This is a genomic window from Pseudarthrobacter sp. Y6 (assembly GCF_050156205.1).
Taxonomy (GTDB): Bacteria; Actinomycetota; Actinomycetes; order Actinomycetales; family Micrococcaceae; genus Arthrobacter.
On the sequence record NZ_CP189574.1, the window covers coordinates 1,606,085 to 1,625,250 of the forward strand.

19 protein-coding genes are annotated in these 19,166 nt (G+C 66.0%); 13 read left to right on the forward strand and 6 right to left on the reverse strand.

Features of this window, described 5'->3' with window-relative positions:
- Together ACQCSW_RS07675 and ACQCSW_RS07680 are read left to right on the forward strand one after the other, a co-directional pair.
- A complete protein-coding gene (locus tag ACQCSW_RS07675) occupies window positions 1-954 on the forward strand; it encodes an electron transfer flavoprotein subunit alpha/FixB family protein (RefSeq protein WP_426990207.1) in 954 nt (317 codons plus the stop codon).
- Window positions 955-956: 2 nt separating this feature from the next.
- Entirely contained in the window at window positions 957-1,736 is a 780-nt protein-coding gene (locus ACQCSW_RS07680; RefSeq protein WP_426990208.1) for a PIG-L deacetylase family protein, read from the forward strand.
- A gap of 117 nt (window positions 1,737-1,853) precedes the next feature.
- Here ACQCSW_RS07680 and ACQCSW_RS07685 read toward each other — a convergent pair whose 3' ends face one another.
- The 4 genes from ACQCSW_RS07685 to ACQCSW_RS07700 form a co-directional block, all read right to left on the reverse strand.
- Complete coding sequence (locus ACQCSW_RS07685; RefSeq protein ID WP_426990209.1) at window positions 1,854-2,732, reverse strand: anti-sigma factor; 879 nt, start codon at window positions 2,730-2,732, stop codon at window positions 1,854-1,856.
- Between the two features lies 1 nt (window position 2,733).
- Window positions 2,734-3,342 carry an ECF RNA polymerase sigma factor SigK gene (sigK, locus tag ACQCSW_RS07690; RefSeq protein ID WP_111908542.1) on the reverse strand — a complete coding sequence of 203 codons (609 nt, stop codon included), beginning with the start codon at window positions 3,340-3,342 and terminating at the stop codon, window positions 2,734-2,736.
- Window positions 3,343-3,531: 189 nt separating this feature from the next.
- Window positions 3,532-3,999 (reverse strand): tRNA (cytidine(34)-2'-O)-methyltransferase, encoded by a 468-nt coding sequence (locus ACQCSW_RS07695; protein ID WP_426990210.1) that lies wholly within the window; start codon window positions 3,997-3,999, stop codon window positions 3,532-3,534.
- An 80-nt stretch (window positions 4,000-4,079) separates the two neighbouring features.
- On the reverse strand, window positions 4,080-5,042 hold the full coding sequence (locus ACQCSW_RS07700; RefSeq protein WP_426990211.1) for a J domain-containing protein: 963 nt from the start codon (window positions 5,040-5,042) through the stop codon (window positions 4,080-4,082).
- Between the two features lie 125 nt (window positions 5,043-5,167).
- Between ACQCSW_RS07700 and ACQCSW_RS07705 the strand changes: the two genes are divergently transcribed.
- Both ACQCSW_RS07705 and ACQCSW_RS07710 read left to right on the forward strand, forming a co-directional pair.
- Window positions 5,168-6,079 carry a diacylglycerol/lipid kinase family protein gene (locus ACQCSW_RS07705; protein WP_426990212.1) on the forward strand — a complete coding sequence of 304 codons (912 nt, stop codon included), beginning with the start codon at window positions 5,168-5,170 and terminating at the stop codon, window positions 6,077-6,079.
- 74 nt (window positions 6,080-6,153) lie between these two features.
- Entirely contained in the window at window positions 6,154-6,819 is a 666-nt protein-coding gene (locus ACQCSW_RS07710) for a hypothetical protein (RefSeq protein ID WP_426990213.1), read from the forward strand.
- Between the two features lie 9 nt (window positions 6,820-6,828).
- Here ACQCSW_RS07710 and ACQCSW_RS07715 read toward each other — a convergent pair whose 3' ends face one another.
- Window positions 6,829-7,212, reverse strand: a complete 384-nt coding sequence (locus ACQCSW_RS07715) for a hypothetical protein (protein ID WP_426990214.1) — start codon at window positions 7,210-7,212, stop codon at window positions 6,829-6,831.
- A 163-nt stretch (window positions 7,213-7,375) separates the two neighbouring features.
- Between ACQCSW_RS07715 and ACQCSW_RS07720 the strand changes: the two genes are divergently transcribed.
- Complete coding sequence (locus ACQCSW_RS07720) at window positions 7,376-8,011, forward strand: helix-turn-helix transcriptional regulator (protein WP_426990215.1); 636 nt, start codon at window positions 7,376-7,378, stop codon at window positions 8,009-8,011.
- A 56-nt stretch (window positions 8,012-8,067) separates the two neighbouring features.
- Window positions 8,068-9,300, forward strand: coding sequence for a cysteine desulfurase family protein (locus ACQCSW_RS07725; RefSeq protein ID WP_426990216.1), 1,233 nt, complete (start codon window positions 8,068-8,070; stop codon window positions 9,298-9,300).
- Here ACQCSW_RS07725 and ACQCSW_RS07730 read toward each other — a convergent pair.
- On the reverse strand, window positions 9,276-10,547 hold the full coding sequence (locus ACQCSW_RS07730; RefSeq protein WP_426990217.1) for an NAD(P)/FAD-dependent oxidoreductase: 1,272 nt from the start codon (window positions 10,545-10,547) through the stop codon (window positions 9,276-9,278). The genes ACQCSW_RS07725 and ACQCSW_RS07730 overlap by 25 nt on opposite strands.
- Before the next feature lie 207 nt (window positions 10,548-10,754).
- Between ACQCSW_RS07730 and mnmA the strand changes: the two genes are divergently transcribed.
- The 7 genes from mnmA to ACQCSW_RS07765 all read left to right on the forward strand — a co-directional run bounded on the left by mnmA (window position 10,755) and on the right by ACQCSW_RS07765 (window position 19,153).
- Window positions 10,755-11,879 (forward strand): tRNA 2-thiouridine(34) synthase MnmA, encoded by a 1,125-nt coding sequence (gene mnmA, locus ACQCSW_RS07735; RefSeq protein WP_426990218.1) that lies wholly within the window; start codon window positions 10,755-10,757, stop codon window positions 11,877-11,879.
- Window positions 11,880-12,054: 175 nt separating this feature from the next.
- Window positions 12,055-13,686 carry an ABC transporter substrate-binding protein gene (locus tag ACQCSW_RS07740; RefSeq protein ID WP_426990219.1) on the forward strand — a complete coding sequence of 544 codons (1,632 nt, stop codon included), beginning with the start codon at window positions 12,055-12,057 and terminating at the stop codon, window positions 13,684-13,686.
- A 128-nt stretch (window positions 13,687-13,814) separates the two neighbouring features.
- Window positions 13,815-14,906 (forward strand): ABC transporter permease, encoded by a 1,092-nt coding sequence (locus ACQCSW_RS07745; protein WP_426990220.1) that lies wholly within the window; start codon window positions 13,815-13,817, stop codon window positions 14,904-14,906.
- Between the two features lies 1 nt (window position 14,907).
- On the forward strand, window positions 14,908-15,933 hold the full coding sequence (locus ACQCSW_RS07750; RefSeq protein ID WP_426990221.1) for an ABC transporter permease: 1,026 nt from the start codon (window positions 14,908-14,910) through the stop codon (window positions 15,931-15,933).
- On the forward strand, window positions 15,930-17,645 hold the full coding sequence (locus ACQCSW_RS07755; RefSeq protein ID WP_426990222.1) for an ABC transporter ATP-binding protein: 1,716 nt from the start codon (window positions 15,930-15,932) through the stop codon (window positions 17,643-17,645). Before ACQCSW_RS07750 ends, ACQCSW_RS07755 begins: the two co-directional genes overlap by 4 nt.
- 120 nt (window positions 17,646-17,765) lie before the next feature.
- Entirely contained in the window at window positions 17,766-18,152 is a 387-nt protein-coding gene (locus ACQCSW_RS07760) for a chorismate mutase (protein ID WP_426990223.1), read from the forward strand.
- A complete protein-coding gene (locus ACQCSW_RS07765; protein ID WP_426990224.1) occupies window positions 18,143-19,153 on the forward strand; it encodes a hypothetical protein in 1,011 nt (336 codons plus the stop codon). The genes ACQCSW_RS07760 and ACQCSW_RS07765 overlap by 10 nt, the downstream gene beginning before the upstream one ends.
- The last annotated feature ends 13 nt before the right edge of the window (window positions 19,154-19,166 follow it).

Consider the following 19,166-nt stretch of genomic DNA (forward strand, 5'->3'; position numbering starts at 1 on the left):
ATGGCAAACGTACTCGTATTCATTGACAACCCCGGCGATGCCCTGAAGAAGAGCACCCTCGAACTGCTCACCCTGGGACGTTCCCTCGGAGAGACCGCTGTTGCCCTGAACGGTGACCTGCATCAGGATGTTTCGGCCACGCTCGCTGAATACGGTGTCAGCGCCGTATTCCGGCCCTCCGCCCAGGACCTGGATGACTACCTCGTCTCGGCGAAGGCAGCCTATCTCGCGGCCGCCGCAGGTGCCGCCGGTGCAGGCACGGTCCTCCTGGACAACTCGCCCGAAGGCAAAGAGATCGCGGCTCGGCTCGGCATCCGGCTCAATGCCGGCGTCATCACTGACGTTGTGGCGGTCGACGCCGATGGTACAGCGCACAAGTCGGTCCTCGCGGGTTCCTACACCACCGCTGCCAGGACCACCACGGCGGTTTCCGTGCTGACGGTGAAGGCCAACAACGTAACGCCGGAGCCGGCATCCGTGGCTTCGGCCCCGGACACGTCCACCGTCGAAGTGCCGGCGGACGGCACAGCCACGGCGGCCCGCATCACCGCCCGCGAGCAGAAGGTGGCCAGCGGCCGCCCGGATCTTGTGGACGCCCGCATCGTGGTGGCCGGCGGACGCGGAGTGGACGGCGACTTTGGCCCCGTGGAGCAGCTTGCGGACGCCCTCGGTGCTGCCGTCGGTGCCTCCCGTGCGGCCACGGACGCCGGCTGGATCAGCCACGACGCCCAGGTGGGCCAGACCGGCAAGACCGTGTCGCCCCAGCTCTACATCTCTGCCGGTATTTCCGGTGCCATCCAGCAGAAAGCCGGGATGCAGACAGCCAAGGTCATCGTGGCCGTGAACAAGGACGCCGAGTCGCCGATCTTCGAAATCGCCGATTTTGGCATCATCGGGGACCTCTTCGACGTCCTTCCGCAGGCCACCGAAGAAATCAAGAAGCGAAAAGGCTGACCTTGGCCCACTCCGCTGCCTCAGCACAGAGCCCGTTCAACCCGGACACACACCGGATTGGGCGGGTGCTCTGTTTCGCCGCCCACCCGGACGACATCGACTTCGGTGCGGCCGGCACCATCGCCGCCTGGACGGCCGCGGGAATCCAGGTCAGCTACTGCATCATGACCGACGGCGACGCGGGCGGCTTCGACCCGGCGCACCGGGCGGAGATTATCGCCCTCAGGGCGGCCGAGCAGCGCCGGGCCGCCGAACTGGTGGGTGTGACTGACATCCACTACCTCCATGAGCGCGACGGCTACCTGGAACCGACGCACGAGGTGATGAAAGGTGTGGTGAAGCTGATCCGGGAAATCCGTCCCGACGTCGTGCTTGCCATGCATCCGGAACGGAACTGGAACCGCCTGCAGATGAGCCACCCGGACCACCTTGCCGTGGGGGAGGCCGTGACCCGGGCTGTCTACCCTGCAGTCGAAAACCCGTTCGCCTATCCGGAGTTGGCTGAGGCGGGACTCGCGGCGTACAAGCTGCCGTGGCTGTGGCTCTATGCCGGGCCGGAAGAGCGGGAGAACCACTTTGTGGATGTCACCGACCACGTGGACGCCAAGCTCGCCGCGATCCACGTGCACGTGAGCCAGCATCCTGACGTCGCAGCCATGGAAGCAGCGGTGCGGAACGGCATGCACATGAATGCACGGCGTGCGGGCTTTGCGGAGGGCCGCAGTGCCGAAGTCTTCCACGTGGTCGCCGTCAACGGCCCGGGGACCATCGCCGGCTTCTAGGACGGCCGCCGCCGCGGATTTCCCCCGTAAGTTTTTGTCCAGATAACGTGCCCTAAGCGCCGTTTGAACCACATTATCTGGACAAAAACTCGGGGGTGCGGGACAAAAGCGGGGCTGTCAGGCGCCCAGAGGTGCGGCGGCCACGGTGGGGAACGTTGGGGTGGCCGAGCCGCCCACCGGCTCCACGGTGATGCCGAGCGCCGCAGCGGACGCAATGCCCTTCACCACGGCAGGCTTGGACAGGGCTGCTTCGTCCATCAGGCCCTGGGAAACCGGTGCCGAGCCGTCCTTCGGGATCAGCCACATCTGGTAGACCTTGCCGGCCGGCGGCGCGGGTACACCGTTCATCTTGACCACCACAGCATCCTTCGACGACGAAATCAGCACTGTGGCGGTGCCACCGGCGGAGACGGGAACGGAGGCCTCACGGACGTCGTCGGCCCGGACCACTTGGTTCAGGGGATCGTTCTGGTCCGTGATGTAGGCGCCCACGCCCACGCCACCGAGGGCGATCACGGCGGCGGCCGCCACTGCGGTGAGCCAGCGGCGGGCGCCGGTAGGGCGGCGTCGTTCGTCCCTGCGGACCCTGGCCGCGGCGAGCTCATCCGGGGCTTCTGCCGGCGGCTGTGCGGCCGTCGTGGCCGTGGCGGAAGGAGCAGCAGTGACTGCGGTGGGCCCATCGGCAGGCAGCTGCGCGAGGGACGGCAACTGCGAGACGATACGTGCGAAAAGATCCGCGGGAGGCCCCGCCTCAGCCGTAAAGGACGCCGCGAGGGTCTCCCTGGCCTGGCGGACACGCTCAAGGAAGGACGTGCGCTCGGCGTCGGGCGCGGCGGAGATGTAGCGCTCAATGGCGGCGCGTTCGGCATCGCTGATCGCGTCCAGCGCATAGAGCTCGGCGAGATCCACGGCCCGCCCGGAATCCAGGTCGGCGGCGATCTCAGTTCCGAACGAGCCGGGACGGCGGGTGCCTCCCTGACTATTCATTTCTGTCATCTCAACTCACCCCCAGACAGGTCTTCAAGCGGATCAGTCCGTCGCGGATGCGGGACTTGATGGTGGGTACTGCTGCGTTTAGCTTTTCAGCGACTTCGCGGTACGTGAGGCCGCCGTAGTAGGCCAGCCGCACGGATTCCTGTTGTGTATCGGTCAGCGTTTCCAGGCACCGGACCACCGCCTCGGCCTCGAGCCTGCTGTCCACCTCGGCGGAGACGGAATCGTGGTCCACGTCCTGGCTGCTGGCGCCGTACTTGGCCTCACGGTCGGTGGCCGACTGCGAGGAACGGACCTTGTCCACGGCCCGGCGGTGCGAAATGGTCATCAGCCACGAGAGCGGACTGCCTGCTTCCGGGTTGAACTTCGCGGCGTTCTGCCATACCTGGAGGAAAACCTCCTGCGTGGTGTCTTCGCTGAGTTCGGGATCGATGAGCACCCGCCGCGCCATGCCGAACACCCGGCGCGATGTCAATTGGTAGAACTCGGCAAACGCGGCCTGGTCGCCGCCGGCTATGCGGGCGAGCAGTCCGGCCAAGCGCTTGCTGAGATCCGCCGGTGAGTCTGTGACTGCGGCCGGGGCCTCGGAGTTTGGCGCGTTGGGAGTTTCCATCACTACCCAGCATAGGTCGCCCGGCGGCGAAACCTGAGCATCGCGGCCGGTGCTGCCCCTGGGAAAGGGGAAAGTCGACGGCGCCGCCCGCCTCGTCGCTAACAGTGTCACCTACCGCTCCTTCCTCGCCCCGGAATTGCTGTCAGGAGTGATTCGGTGCCGGCGGCCCTGCGGATGGGCCGGGGGCACTCAAATCTGGGCGCCGGAAAATCCGTGCTGGCGCCAGGCCTCGTAGACAGCAATGGACGCCGCATTGGCCAGGTTCAGGGAACGCAGGGACGGCAGCATGGGGAGCCGCACGGTGGCCGTGACATGCGGATCGCTCTTGAGGCGTTCAGGCAGGCCTACTGATTCCTGGCCGAACATCAGCACATCCCCGGGGCGGTAGGCGATGTCGGCGTAGCTGGCGGCGCCGTCCGAGGTGAAGGCGTACACACGCTCTGGCTGCAGTTCGCGCCAGGCATCCTCGATGCTTTTGTGGACGGTGACGACGGCGAGGTCATGGTAATCGAGGCCGGCGCGCCGGAGCTTGGCGTCGGAGAAATCAAAGCCGAGGGGTTCCACCAGGTGCAGTTCGGCGCCGGTAATGGCTGCCAGCCTTATCGCATTGCCGGTGTTGCCGGGGATTTCGGGGGCGTAGAAGAGGATTCGGAACACCGTCCAATCCTAGTCAACCAATCCCGGCCAACGGTTCAGTGCATCCAACTCAGTGCGCGCAGCTCAGTGCACCCAACAGCTCAGTGCATGCCGCGCAGCAGCCTGGCTAGGACGGGCACATTGACAGTGTTCGGCGTGGGACCTGAGGACAGGAAGTGCTTGAGGCCACGGACCAGGCCTGCCGCGTTCACCACCTGGATGGTTTCCGAGATGCCGGCTGTTCGCCGGTGGCGGTCGATGACGGGTTCGTGGAGGTTGCCGTCGGGGCTGTGGATGACTGCCCAGCCGGTGACGTTCAGTTCCGGGAAGATGTCCTGCATGGCCCGGACAACGTGGGCCAGTTGCGGCGGTGTGATCGAACGTCCGCCGTGGTTCAGCGTCTGTCCGTCCCAGGCATAGGCACCCTTGGGTAGGAGCATGGACCCGATCAGCGCCAGCCGGTAGCCCGACAGGAGCGCATGATCGATGTGGCTGTTGTCGGCCGGGGACTGCAGGCCATTGACCAGCCGGGCCGCAGGAATCGCGGGCAGGACCTGGCGGGTGATGAGCTGCACGGTGCGCAGTTCGCGCTGGATCCGGGCCTCGGCGCCAAAGATGCCGCGTTTGCGCGGCATCCCCTGGACCTGCTGGCTGGCCTGGGCGAAGGGGATGAGCGGTACCGTTCCGGACGACTCGAAGGCCGCAGGATCGTAGGGCGGGACGTAAAGGGGCGGGTCGCCCGCGGTGTTCCGGGGCGTCGTGGTCCTGTGCACGGTAGCCGAGGCGCGGCTGCCCGCCGCCGGCGCATCAAAGTGCGGCCCTGCGGCGGAATCGTCGGTGTTGCGGTCAGTCCCCGCGGCATACGAGCGGTCGTAGGCCTTCCGGCGCGTGGGGTCTATCAGGGTTTCGTATGCTGCCGTCACCTGCCGGAAGGCAGCGGCGTCCCCGCCATGGTCAGGATGGGCCTTTCGCGCGGCCCGGCGGTAGGCCACCTTGATCTCCTTGTCGGTGGCTGTAACGGCGACACGGAGCACCTCGTAGTAGGAGCTGCTGCTCTCGGTCAAACACTCATCCTTTTTCTTCGTCTGGCCAGTCCACGGCAGGCAGCCCGGTGGGCCCCAGTTTACGGCCTGCCCACACAACGTCTGCGCAAGCCTCAGTGGTTCCCGCGGCTGGCATAATTCAGCCCATGAGGATCGCCGTCGCCGTCAACCCGCAGGCTTCCTTCGGCAAACGCAGCACCGCGGGCGCGGCAGCCGTCCAGCATTTCCGTTCGGAGGGGGAGGACGTGCTGGAGCTGCGGGCGGAAAACGCCGTCCGGCTTGAAGAGGCGGTGCGGGCCGCTTTGGCGTCGGGCATAGATGCGCTGGTGGTGGTGGGCGGCGACGGCCTGGTGCATTTGGCGGTAAACGTGCTGGCAGGCTCGGAGTGGGCCCGCGTGCCGTTCGGGATTGTGCCCAGCGGAACGGGCAATGACACGGCCAGGGCGCTGGGCATACCGCTCAACGACGTCCCCGCCGCCTGCAGGCGCATCGCGGCGGCACTGGTGACCGGTGGCTGGCCCATGGACCTGGGCAGGATAACCGGCGACGGCCCGCCCCGCTGGTTTGCCGGCGTGGTCTCGGCAGGTTTCGACGCCGCCGTCAATGCCAGGGCAAACGCCTGGGGCTGGCCGCACGGGAGGTCCCGCTACAACCTGACCATGGTGCGCGAGCTGGCCACCTTCCGTGCCATCGACTACACCGTCACAGATTTCACAGCGTCCGACGACGGCGACACCTGGCGGCAGGGCGCCATGCTGATCTCTGTGGCCAACGGCCAGTCCATCGGCGGCGGCATGCGCATCACACCGGAGGCCCGCATAGACGACGGCCTCCTTGAGCTGTTCATCGTCAAACCCCTGTCGCGCGCGGCCTTCCTTGCAGTGTTCCCGAAGGTCTTTTCCGGCAGGCATCTCGGACACCCGGCAGTGGAGATCCGGCAGGTCCGGAAAGTGCGGATTTCAGCTGCCAACATTAAGGCCTATGCCGACGGCGAGAGGATCGGTGCGCTGCCCCTCACCATCGAGGTGGTGCCCGGCGCCGTCCACGTGCTCGCGTAGGCGCCGCGGCCGGCGTCTAGACTCTTTGAGGATGACGGCAGGCTGGCCGTCCGGGCAAACATACTGGGGTGGACGTGAAGGCGCAGGCGGCTGTACTCGTGGCGGGGGCGCTGCTTGGCGTGACAGCACTGGGAGGCTGCAGTGTTGGCATGCCCGATCCGGCCGCCCCGAAAGTGGAGCCAACCGTCACCGCCCTGGCCACCCCCACTATTACCCCTGGCCACGACGCAGAAGCGGTGGCCGCAAAGGATATGCCGTTCTCCGCTGGCGGTTCCCTCGCCGCCGGGGTCCCCGTGGGGATCTCTGACGGACTCAGGGAAGCACCCGGCTGGCAGCAGGTTAAGGAGAATTTGGCCGGCGAGAGCCAGTACCTGAAGGCCGATGGCTGCCTGGTGGCGGCCAAGATCCGCGCCAACCAAGCCCCGCTGGCGCTCCAGGACGACAAGGAGTCAACCATTGGCCTCTTCACTTACCTGGACCCGAGCATCCTGCCCGGTTATCTGAAGACCGCGACGCTGCGGTGGGGCGGTGAGGCCGGCAAGCCGGGGCCGTCGGCCGAAGTGCTGGTGCTGGAGAAACCCGGCCGACCGGGCGCCAGGTCCACGGCCGTTATGGCCCGGGTGTTCGGCACCGCCGCATCATCGGTCTACATTTCCGTGGCCTGCCCGGACGACGCCGCACTGGCAGCCGCCCGGGCCGACGTCGCAGAACGCCTTCTGGTGGTTCCGCCGTCGAACTAGCCGTCCCGGTTACTTACCGTGTCGGCGCCGGGACCCGGCGGGGGAAAGGCGGTTCAGGGCAAGCGCGCCCACGAGCAGCCCGAAGTCCCGCAAGGCCACGTCGTGGAAGCTGCCCAGGACCAGCAGGTTGATGATGATTCCCAACAGCCAGACGGCAACCAGCAGGGCACCGAACCGGGGACGGACCGCTACCGCAATGCCGGCGATGATCTCCGCGACGCCGACGATGTACATAAAGGTCTGCGCCGACACCGGCACCACGGAGGTGGCAACCGGCGCGAGGTAGATGGTCCAGTCGGTCAGGATGTTGGTGAACTTGTCCAGACCGAAGAGAATCGGTGCGACGGTGAACACGGTGCGCAGCAGGAAAAACGCCTGCCGGTCCGGTGCCATCGCCTGAAGCCGACCGCCTGCGTTGATTTTCGCGTTGGTTGTTATGGTGGACTCCTTCTAAAAGTAGGTATTGTTATTTTAGAAAAGGTCTACACCATTAAGCAATGGATGTTGTTTTTAGAGTGAGGGGCACTGGGTGCGCAGACTTCCGTGGAGCCGCCGCATGGCGGCCGTCGCTTCATTGGGCGACGAGAAGCGCCGGCAGCTCTTTGAGCTGATTGCTGCCTCGGATGCCGCAGTGGGGCGGGATGACGCCGCGCTGGCCCTCGGGCTGCCAAGGAGCACGGCGTCCTTCCACCTCGACAGGCTGGTCCAGGACGGACTCCTTGCGGTGGAATTCCACAAGGCTGCCGGAAAGTCGGGTCCCGGCTCCGGGCGGCCGGCGAAAATGTACCGGAAGGCAACGAGCGAGGTCGGCGCCTCCGTGCCTGACCGCAACTATGATCTCGCCGCTGAGCTGTTGGTCGCAGCGATCGAGCATTCCACAGCGACCGGCGGCGCGGTGGGCGATTCCCTGCTGGCCACGTCGTACGGCAAGGGCCAGGCGCTGGCCTCCGGCGCCGCAAGCCTGGCGGACTTCATCGCAGGAGAAGGCTACGAGCCCCGGCCCGACGGCGCGGGCGGCTTCGTGCTGGTGAACTGTCCGTTCCATCGGCTCTCCGACGGGCACCCGGACGTGGTCTGCGCCATGAACGGGTCATTCCTGCAGGGCGCGGCTGCGGCGTGCGGGGAGCCGGAGGAGCGCGTGGCACCAAACCGTGAGCCGGGCCAGTGCTGTGCCAGGATCACCCCGCCCTGACGCCTGATGCGCAGACGCCGCGGGTGCGCCGCCCTGGGCGCCGTTAGAATTGAGGCGTGCCCGTCTACGTCGATCATGCAGCCACCACGCCACTTTCTGCCGAGGCGCTGGCAGCCCTTACCCGGGAACTGTCCCGCACCGGCAATCCTTCGTCCCTGCACGGCTCGGGCCGCCGTGCCCGCCGCTCAGTGGAGGACGCCAGGGAAGCCATCGCGACGGCGGCCGGCGCCCATCCCTCCGAGGTCATCTTTACGTCAGGGGGCACTGAGTCGGACAACCTTGCCGTCAAGGGCCTGTACTGGGCCCGGTCCGGCGAAGACCCGGCACGGCGGCGCATCCTCTGCTCCGCCGTCGAGCATCATGCTGTGCTGGACACGGTGGAATGGCTGGAGCGGCACGAGGGCGCCGCTGTCACGTGGCTTCCGGTGGACAGCGAGGGCGTGGTGGACCTGGACGTCCTCGCCGCCGAGCTGGCCCGGGAACCGGGGACCATTGCGCTCGTGACGGTCATGTGGGCCAACAACGAGGTGGGCACCATCCAGCCGGTGCAGAGGATTGTGGAGCTGGCGCACGCCGCCGGGGTGCCGGTTCATTCGGATGCCGTGCAGGCGTTCGGGTCGCTGCCGGTGGATTTCAAGGCCTCTGGACTGGATGCCATGTCCGTTTCCGGGCACAAGATCGGCGGACCGGTGGGAGTCGGTGCCCTCCTGTTGGGGCGGGCCGTCAAGCTGACCCCGGTGCAGCACGGCGGCGGGCAGGAACGCGACGTGCGCTCCGGGACGCTGGACACGGCGTCCATCGCCGCTTTCGCTGCGGCCGCCGAAGCCGCCACCGCAAGGCTTGCCGCGGAGTCCGCGAGGATCGCTGCCCTGCGGGACAGGCTCATCGACGGCGTCCTTGAGCGCGTGCCCGAAGCTGTGCTCCGCGGCGCCCCGGGGCGGCGTCGGCTGCCCGGCAATGCGCATTTCACGTTCCCTGGCTGCGAAGGTGATTCCCTGCTGTTCCTGCTGGACCTGGCGGGGGTGGAATCCTCCACGGGATCCGCCTGTACGGCCGGTGTCCCGCGCCCGTCCCATGTGCTGCTGGCCATGGGGCTTGACGAGGAGACAGCCCGCGGCGCGCAGCGCTTCACGCTGGGACATGCCTCAACCGACGCGGACGTGGATGCCTTGCTGGCAGCCCTCCCCGGCGCGTACCAACGCGCCCGCCAGGCAGGGATGGCCGGGCATGAATCCTCGATCCAGACTGCGGGAACGGTAGCGCGTCAGGCGTCCTCCGGCAGGAGCTGATCGAGCCCAACGGAGTTGTCGGCCAGGCGCTCCGCCGAGACGGGCGTCCTGGCCGAGATGAGGGCCTTGATGGTCTTCTGCGCGCCAGGCTGTGGCTTTCGCGGCCAGTTGACGCTCATCCCGGCCACCACCCTGGAATCCTGCTGCCAGAACGCGATGAACTCCTTGTCCTCCAGCGAGCCCCGGATCACCGGCCGAGCGCCCGCAGCCAGGGCCGGAAAGCCGGAGTACTCCATACTGACGTCGTACTGATCGGTGTAGAAGTAGGGGAGGGTGCTCAGGACGGCGTCCTGGCCGAGGATGGCCCTGGCAGCCACCTTTCCTCCGTTCAGGGCGTTGGACCAGTGCTCGCTGCGGTGGTGCTGGCCGGTGAAGGGGTGCAGCGCGTTGGCGATGTCGCCCGCGGCAAAAATGCCGGGCGCGCTGGTCCGCAGGGAGGCGTCCGTGAGGATCCCGTTGTCCAGCGCCAGGCCGGCCGCCTGTGCGAGGCCCGTCTCGGGAACAACGCCGACGGCGATGACCACGATGTCCGCCGGGATCACCTCTCCGGTATCGGTGATCACGCCGGCGACAGCCCCGCCGTCGCCCGTGATTTCCCGCGCTGAGGCAGGAAGCCGGAAGCTCACGCCGTTGGCTTCGTGGAGTCTGCGGAAGAATCGTCCGAGGTCAGGGCCGATAGCCCCGGCCAGGGGGATCTCTTCCAGGCCGAGGAGAGTGACGTTGTTGCCGTACGTGGCCGCAGCCGCAGCAAGTTCCATGCCAATCCAGCCGGAGCCGATCATCACCACGTTCAGGCCGCCCGTCGCGAGGCTGCTTCGTAGCAGCCGGCTGTCATCCAGGGTGCGGAAGGTGGATACGCCGGCAAGGTCGCTTCCGGGCAGGCGGAGGGTGCGGGGCGTCGCCCCGGTGGCGAGCAGCAGGGAACCGTATGCCAGCGTGCTTCCGTCGTCCAGCTCCACCGTCCTGGCGCCCGGCCGGATGCCCGTGACGCGGGCACCCAGGCGGAGGCCGACGTCGTTCTCCGCGTACCAGCCTGGCGGCACCACCGGGACGGCGTCCTCGCCGGCCTTGCCCAGCAGATACTCCTTGGACAGAGGCGGGCGCAGATAGGGATGATGGCGCTCTGCGCCGATGATGGTCACCGGGCCAGCGAACCCTTCTGCCCGCAGGGTCTTGGCAGCGGTGGCCCCGGCCAGTCCGCCGCCGGCAATCACGATGTCCCCCGCGGTAGCAATGTCCTCAGCCATGTCCGCCCGATTCCCGCTGGTGCGTGCTCGAAGTCTAAAACTGTTAATCCTGACTTTAGAAGGGAAGGCCGGCGGGGTCAAGGGTCTTTTGGGGAGGATTCGGCGTGGCGATAGACTGGTGCGGCAGGCATTGTGCTATTCCTGCGGCCACCGGTTGAACGGCAGCCGCCCTCTGCCGGCATCCCCCGAACCCTAAAGAAAGCCAGCATGCGAGTTCTAGCAGCCATGAGCGGTGGAGTCGACTCCGCCGTTGCCGCAGCACGTGCCGTTGAAGCCGGGCACGACGTCGTCGGCGTTCACCTTGCGCTGTCCCGGATGCCCGGCACCCTGCGGACGGGCAGCCGCGGCTGCTGCACCATCGAAGACTCGCGCGATGCGTGGCGGGCTTGCGATGTGCTGGGTATCCCGTACTACGTCTGGGATTTCTCGGAGCGTTTCAAGGAAGATGTAGTCCAGGACTTCATCGATGAATATGCTGCCGGGCGAACCCCCAACCCCTGTATGCGCTGCAATGAGCGGATCAAATTTGCTGCCCTGCTGGAGAAGGCCATCGCCCTGGGCTTTGATGCCGTCTGCACCGGTCACTACGCCAAGGTCATCACGGACGCCGACGGCAACCCCGAACTTCACCGGGCCGCGGACTGGGCCAAGGACCAGAGCTACGTCCTGGGTGTCCTGACCCACGAGCAGCTCAAGCACTCCATGTTCCCGCTGGCGGACACGCCTTCCAAAGCTGAAGTGCGGGCCGAGGCCGAGCGCCGTGGACTGTCGGTGGCCAACAAGCCCGACAGCCACGACATCTGCTTCATTCCCGACGGCGACACCGCGGGCTGGCTCGCCGAAAAGATCGACATGACCACCGGCGACATCGTGGACGAGACCGGCACGAAGGTGGGGGAGCATCCGGGAGCCAACGCGTTCACCGTAGGCCAGCGCCGCGGCCTGAAGCTCGGCACGCCCGCAGCGGACGGCAAGCCCAGATTCGTCCTGGAGATCCGGCCCAAGGAAAACAAGGTGGTGGTGGGGCCCCAGGCGCTGCTGGCCATTGACGAGATCCGCGGCATCAAGGTCTCGTGGGCCGGCCTGCCCATCGCGGAAATCGAAACGGGCGCCGAGTTTGACTGCTATGCCCAGGTCCGCGCCCACGGGGATCCCGTGCCGGCAACCGCACGCATGCTGCCCGGCGAGGATTCAGCTCAGCTGCTGGTCACGTTGACCGACCCGCTGCGCGGTGTGGCGCCCGGCCAGACGGTGGTCCTCTACCAGGGCAGCCGCGTCCTGGGACAGGCTACCATCGACGCTGCCCGGTCGTTGCAGCGCGCGGAGCTCTGATACGGAGCAAAATTTACCTTGGTCAGGTAAATTTTGTGTCTCAACTCACAAAAAAGCCGGTTGATGAGTCCGGCGTCTGATTGAATCTAGGCATCAGGACAGCGCGCTGCCCGCTCAAGCCAATACACCCATTAGCGGGCGGCGAGCGCGTACTCATCGAACAGAAAGTTCACAGATGACCAAGAGCACCAAAGCCTTGCGGAGCGTTATCGCGCTCGCAGGCGTTTCCGCTTTCGCATTGACGGCTTGCACCGGCCCAACAGGCGGCGGCGGAACCTCCACCCAGAGTGCCGGTGGCGGCACCATCACCTACGGAACGACTGACAAAGTGGTCACGCTCGATCCCGCCGGTTCCTATGACGGCGGATCCTTTATGGTGATGAACCAGATCTACCCGTTCCTCTTGAATTACAAGCCCGGCACCGCGGACGCCAGCCCGGATATCGCGGAATCGGCTTCCTTCACCAGCCCCACCGAATACACGGTGAAGCTCAAATCCGGGTTGAAGTTCGCCAACGGCAACACCCTCGATTCCTCGGACGTCGTGTTCTCGTTCAACCGCGTGGTGGCCATCAACGATCCCAACGGTCCCGCGTCGCTGCTGTCCAACATGAGCACGGTGGAAGCCAAGGATCCCACTACGGTGGTCTTCACGCTCAAGGCGGCCAATGACCAGGTGTTCCCGGGCGTACTCGCCTCCAACCCCGGTCCCATCGTGGACGAGCAGGTCTTCCCGGCTGACAAGGTCATGGATGACGACGCCATCATCAAGGGCAAGCCTTTCGCCGGTCAGTACACCATTGAAAGCTACAAAAAGAACGAGCTTGTCAGCTTCAAACCCAACGCGGACTACAAGGGCCTGCTCGGTGCTGCATCCAACGAGGGTGCAAACCTGAAGCACTACGCCGACCCGAACAACCTCAAGCTGGACGTGCAGCAAGGCAATATCGACGTCGCCGGCCGCATCCTGACTGCCACGGACGTTGCCGACCTTGAGAAGGACTCCAAGGTCAAGGTCCACAAGGGTCCCGGCGGCGAGCTCCGCTACATGGTGTTCAACTTCGACACCATGCCCTTCGGCGCCAAGACCCCTGAAGCCGACGCCAAGAAGTCGCTGGCAGTGCGCCAGGCCATCGCCCACCTCGTGGACCGTGACATCATCGCGTCCCAGGTCTTCAAGAACACGTACACGCCCGTGTACTCCTACGTCCCGCAAGGCTTCGAAGGGGCCGCCGAGCCGCTGAAGAGCCTCTACGGTGACGGAACCGGCAAGCCCAGCCTGGACAAGGCCAAGAAAGTGCTGGCGGATGCCGGCGTCACCTCCGTGGTGGACCTGAAGCTGCAGTACACCGACAGGTACGGCACGTCGGCGGCTGACGAATACGCGCTGGTGAAGCAGCAGCTGGAAAAGTCCGGCCTGTTCACGGTGGACCTCAAGTCCACCGAGTGGACCACCTACACAAAGGAGCGGCGTGCTGACGCCTACCCCGTCTACCAGCTCGGCTGGTTCCCGGACTACTCCGACGCCGACAACTACCTGACGCCGTTCTTCATCCCGGGGAACTTCCTGGGCAACCACTACGAGAACGCGGCGGTCGCCGCGGTTGTCAACAAGCAGCTGGTCACCACCGACAAGGCGGAGCGGAGCAAGCTCCTGGGCGAGGCCCAGGAGGCCATTGCCAAGGATCTCTCCACGCTTCCGTTGCTCCAGGGCGCCCAGGTCATGGTTGCCGGCACGGATGTGAAGGGCGTCGAGAAGACGCTGGATGCCTCCTTCAAGACCCGCCTTGGTGTGATGTCCAAGTAGGTCCCCGACCCATCCGGCTTTGATTGCGGCAACGAGGCGGGACGTCTACCGGCGTCCCGCCTCGCTGCTGGTCACAGGCCAGCGCCTTGGGGGAGCTGGCTCCGGCCACCACAAAAACTTAGGTACCAATGACTACTTTGATTGACGCGCCGCCCAGCGACGCAGACGGAATCCTTCCGTCCACCAAGAAATCTTCAGGCGGGGGGCTGGGGCAGTACATCCTGGTCCGTTTCCTGCTGATCTTCCCCACCATCTTCATCCTCGTCACCATGGTGTTTTTCCTGATGCGGATCACCGGTGATCCCATCACAGCGGCGATGGGTGGCAGGCTGCCCGCGGAACAGCTCCAGGAACGGATCCACAACGCGGGCTACGACCGTCCCATCCTGGTCCAGTACTTCGAATACCTGGGCCAGCTGGCCACCGGAAACTTTGGCCGGACCCTTACGGACAACCGGGCCGTCTCAGAGATGCTGACCACCTACGGTTCAGCCACCCTGGAACTGTCCATTAACGCGCTGATCCTGGCGCTCCTGGTGGGAATCCCGCTCGGAATGATTGCAGCCCAGCGCCGCGACCACGCACCGGACGCCGTGCTGCGGGTGTTCGCAATCCTTTGCTACGCAACGCCGGTCTTCTTTGCCGGCATGCTGCTCAAACTGACGTTCGCCGTCTGGCTGGGCTGGCTCCCGGTCGCCGGACGCGCCAAGACGTCCTCCGAGCTGGCACTGACCTCCCTCCAGAACCCCACTGGAATCTACTGGCTCGACGCCGTCCGCAGCGGCAACATGGCGGCACTGGGCGACGTCATGGCACACGCCGTACTTCCCGCCGTCGCACTGGGCCTGCTGACGGCCGGAATCTTCCTCCGGCTCGTCCGGACCAACGTGATCGGAACACTGGGCAAGGACTATGTGGAAGCGGGCCGTTCACGCGGTGTCAGTGAGTTCCGCTTGGTGACAAAGCACGCTTACAAGCCTGCGCTGATCCCCATCATCACCGTGATGGGCCTGCAGATCGCCGTGATGCTCGGCGGGGCCGTCCTTACGGAAAAGACCTTTGAGTGGAAGGGCCTGGGATTTCAGCTCGCCAACTACCTGACCGCCCGTGACTTCGTGGCAGTGCAGGGCATTGTAGTTCTGCTGGCCATCATCGTCGCGGTGACCAACTTCATCGTGGACATAGTTGCCGCGCTGATCGACCCCCGGGTGAGGTACTGACATGAGCGTCGTTCCGGCAAACGAGCCCCTGGCGAACCCGCGGGCCCCCTTCTACCGGCGGCTGCCGGTAATTTCACACTTCAACAAAAGCGTCGGACTGCAGCGCGGCATGCTGGTGGCGGGCCTGGTCCTCACGGGCCTGTTCCTCCTGACAGCGTGCTTCGCCCCGCTGCTTGCACCCTACGGCTTCGCCCAGCTCTCGGACGCTGACGGCAACTTCCCCACCCAGGAGGCCCCCGGCGGAAAGCACCTGCTCGGCACCACGGTGGGTGGGTACGATGTGTTGTCCCGCGTTGTCTGGGGTGCCCAAACGGCCCTGTTCGTCATTGTGGTGGCTGTCCTGATGTCCATCGTCATCGGCGTGATCCTCGGACTGGTGAGCGGCTACCTGGGCGGCTGGCTGGATCGGATCCTCGTAGTCATTGCCGATGCGGTCTATGCCTTCCCGTCCCTGCTCGTGGCCATCGTGATGGCCATCGTGATCAGCGGCGGCCAGTCCAGCCTGATCGGCGGTGTCTTCGCAGCGGGCACGGCCATTACCCTGGTCTTCATTCCGCAGTACTTCAGGGTCATCCGGGCCGAGACCGTCCGGCTGAAAGCAGAACCCTTCGTTGAATCCGCGAAAGTTGTCGGCGCCTCAAACATCCGCATCATGAGCCGCCACATCTATAAAAACGCCACCAGGACCCTGCCGTTGATCTTCACGCTCAACGCCTCGGAGGCCATCCTCACCCTGGCCGGCCTGGGTTTCCTGGGGTTCGGCATCGAGCCCAGCTCCGCGGCGGAGTGGGGCTTCGACCTGAACAAGGCCCTCGCCGACACAACCTCCGGCATCTGGTGGACGGGCCTCTTCCCCGGCCTCGCCATCGTCCTGACGGTGGTTGGCCTCACCCTCGTGGGTGAAAGCATTAATGACCTGAACGATCCGCGCCTGCGCGGACGCAAGGCTGCGGGCGCCAAGGGCGCCCCGGGACCATCAACCGCGGCCGCGCAGGCTGCCATCGCAGCGGATGTGAGAGGACTGTGACCATCAATATTGATTCGGTATCTGACCGGTCCAGGCCGGCAGACCAGGCCGTACTGGAGATCGACCACCTCAAAGTCACGTTCGCCACCGACGGCGGAGACGTCTACGCCGTGAAGGACGTGAGCCTGGACGTCCGCTCCGGCGAGGTCCTGGCCATCGTGGGTGAATCCGGTTCCGGCAAGACCGTGACCGCGAAAACCATCCTCGGGCTGCTGCCGGAGACCGCCACCAGCGGGGGCGCCGTCCTGATTAACGGCAACAACGTGATCAGCGTCAGCGCCGCGAAGCTGCGGCAGATCCGAGGCCGCGATGTGGCCATGGTGTTCCAGGAGCCCTCCACGGCCCTGAACCCGGTGTTCACCGTGGGCTGGCAGATTGCCGAGGGCATCCGTGCCCACGCCGGCGGTGCCGGCGGGAAGCGGGTCTCGGCCAAGGATGCCAAGGCCCGTGCCATTGAGGCGCTGCGCAAGGTGGGGATCCCGGATCCGGAGCATCGGGTCAACTACTACCCGCACCAGTTCTCCGGCGGCCAGAAGCAGCGCGTGGTGATCGCCGCCGCGCTTGCGCTGAACCCGGGACTGATTGTGGCCGATGAACCCACCACGGCCCTGGATGTCACGGTCCAGGCTGAGATCCTGGAGCTGCTGCGGGACCTCAGGGACAAATACGGGACCTCGATCGTGCTCATCACCCACAACATGGGCGTGGTGGCCGACCTCGCGGACCGTGTAGTGGTGATGTACCAGGGTGATGTGGTGGAGGAAGCGCCGGCGCGGGTGCTGTTCGCCGAACCCAAGCAGGACTACACCAAGAAGCTGCTGGCCGCCGTGCCCCACCTGGGCCGGAACTCCGCCTCGGAGGGCTTGTTGGAACGTGCCCACCAGGACTCGCCGGTGCTGGTGGAGGCAACCAACCTGACCATCGAATACCCCGGCAGGCTGGGAACTCCGGCGTTCAAAGCCGTGGACGGGGTCAGCTTCACCGTGTCCCAAGGCGAGGTCTTTGGACTGGTGGGCGAATCCGGGTCAGGCAAGACCACCATCGGGCGGGCCATCGCGGGCCTGAACCGGACCACGGGCGGCAGCCTGAAGGTACTTGGCTACGAGATGCTGAACCTGAAGGAGCGGACGTTCAGGCCCCTCCGGAAGGACATCGGCTTTGTGTTCCAAGATCCGGCAGCGTCCTTCAACCCCCAGCTGACCATCGGCGACTGCGTAGCGGAGCCCATGATCATCCACACCAACCCGAGCCCGGCGCAGGCGCGCAAACGCGTTGCTGAACTGCTCGAATCAGTGCAGCTGCCGGCGTCGTACGCTGCACGGTATCCGCACGAGCTGTCCGGAGGGCAGCGTCAGCGGGCGTCGCTGGCGCGGGCACTGATCCTGAACCCGCGGCTCCTCATCGCCGACGAGCCGACATCCGCCCTGGACGTTTCCGTGCAGGCAAAGGTCTTGGAACTCTTCAAGGAAATCCAGGCCGAGTTCGGGTTTGCGGCGCTGTTCATCAGCCACGACCTCGCGGTGGTGGACATCCTGTCGCAGTGGGTCGGCGTCCTGTACAAGGGCAAGCTGGTGGAGCAGGGCATCGGCAGCCAGGTGATGGGCGCACCGAAGCACGACTACACCAAACGGCTGATTGCCTCCCTGCCCGTCCCCGATCCGGACGAACAGGCTCGACGCCGGGAAGAACACCGGGCGCTGCTGGCCCAGTAGGCACCGCCAGCGACCCCACAGTCGCGGCACCAACAGACGGACATCCCACCCAACCAGGTGGGGTGTCCGTCCGCCGCTTAACACCGGAAGGATTTCCGCGGCTGCCCATAGACTTGGACCATGACGCAGCAAAACCATGATGTTCCCGACGCCGACACCTACGATGCCGCCGCGAGTTCGCTGGCAGGCCAGGTGGACAACTCGGTGATGGCGGAACTGCTGTCCATCCGCTCCAGCATCGACAACATCGATGCGACCTTGGTGTACCTCCTGGCCGAGCGGTTCAAGGCCACCCAGAAAGTGGGCTTCCTCAAGGCCGCGCACCGGCTCCCGGCCGGGGATCCCGGCCGGGAATCCGCCCAGATCGCCCGTCTCCGGCGACTGGCAGAGGATGCACACCTCGATCCCGCGTTTGCGGAGAAGTTCCTGAATTTCATCATCGGCGAGGTCATCCGCCATCATGAAGCCATCGCCGAGGACCACCAGGCCGCTGCAGAGTGGAAGTAACCGCCACCGGGCTTGGGCCCTGGCCGGGGGAGGACCCCGTAGAGGCCGCCCGCATCATCCGCGGCGAGCTCGGCAGCCCGCACGTACCGTTCCTGGCAGAACTTCCGGACCGCGGAGTCGGCTCCGACGCCTTGGGGCGGACGGCCGCACTCCTGGTTGAAATGGCCGTGGATGTCCAGCCGTACGGCTGGCGGCTGGTGGACCGGCCCGGTAAGGATTTCCGCCGGGCCGCGTCGGCCCTGTCCACCGACATCAACGTCCTGGCAGACGTTGCCGGCGCCGAGGACACCCCTGCCCCCGAACTCAAGCTCCAGCTGATTGGTCCGCTGAGCATTGCCGCCGGCCTGCACCTGCATAGCGGCGAACGGGCATTGATCGATTACGGCGCACGCCGGGACATTGCCGACTCGCTGGCCGCAGGGGTTGGCGGCTACCTGTCCCGGATTTCCAGCGCGGTTCCGGGCGCGCGGCTGGTGGTCCAGGTCGACGAACCTGATATCGCCGCCGTACTCGCCGGCACTATTCCGACGTCGAGCGGTTACCGCACGCTGCGGGCGGTGGGTGGCCAGGAGGTCACCGAGTCCTGGCAGGTGGTGATCGAGGCGCTGCGCGCCGCGGGTGCCACTGAAATTGTTGTCTCCGTCCCGGAGATCGAGGCCCCAATCGACCGGATCATTGCCGCCGGCGCCGACGGCGTGGCCGTGCCGCTGAGGGCCTTGACCACACGGCAGTGGGAGCAGTTGGCCACAGCAGTGGAGGCAGGCAAGCGGATCTGGGCCGGCGCCCTGGACGTCAGCAGCGGCACGCTGCCCAAGGTGGCCGACGTCGTTGAGTCTGTCTGGCGGCCGTGGCACCAGCTGGGGCTGTCGGCATCGTCCCTGGGCAGTATCCGGGTCACCCCCTCGGCGGGACTTGCCGGCCACACACCGTCCACCGCCACAGCGGTGCTGGGCCGTCTCACCCAGGTGGCCGACGGCCTGAACCAGCGCGCGCACGGCTGATCGGGCCCACCGC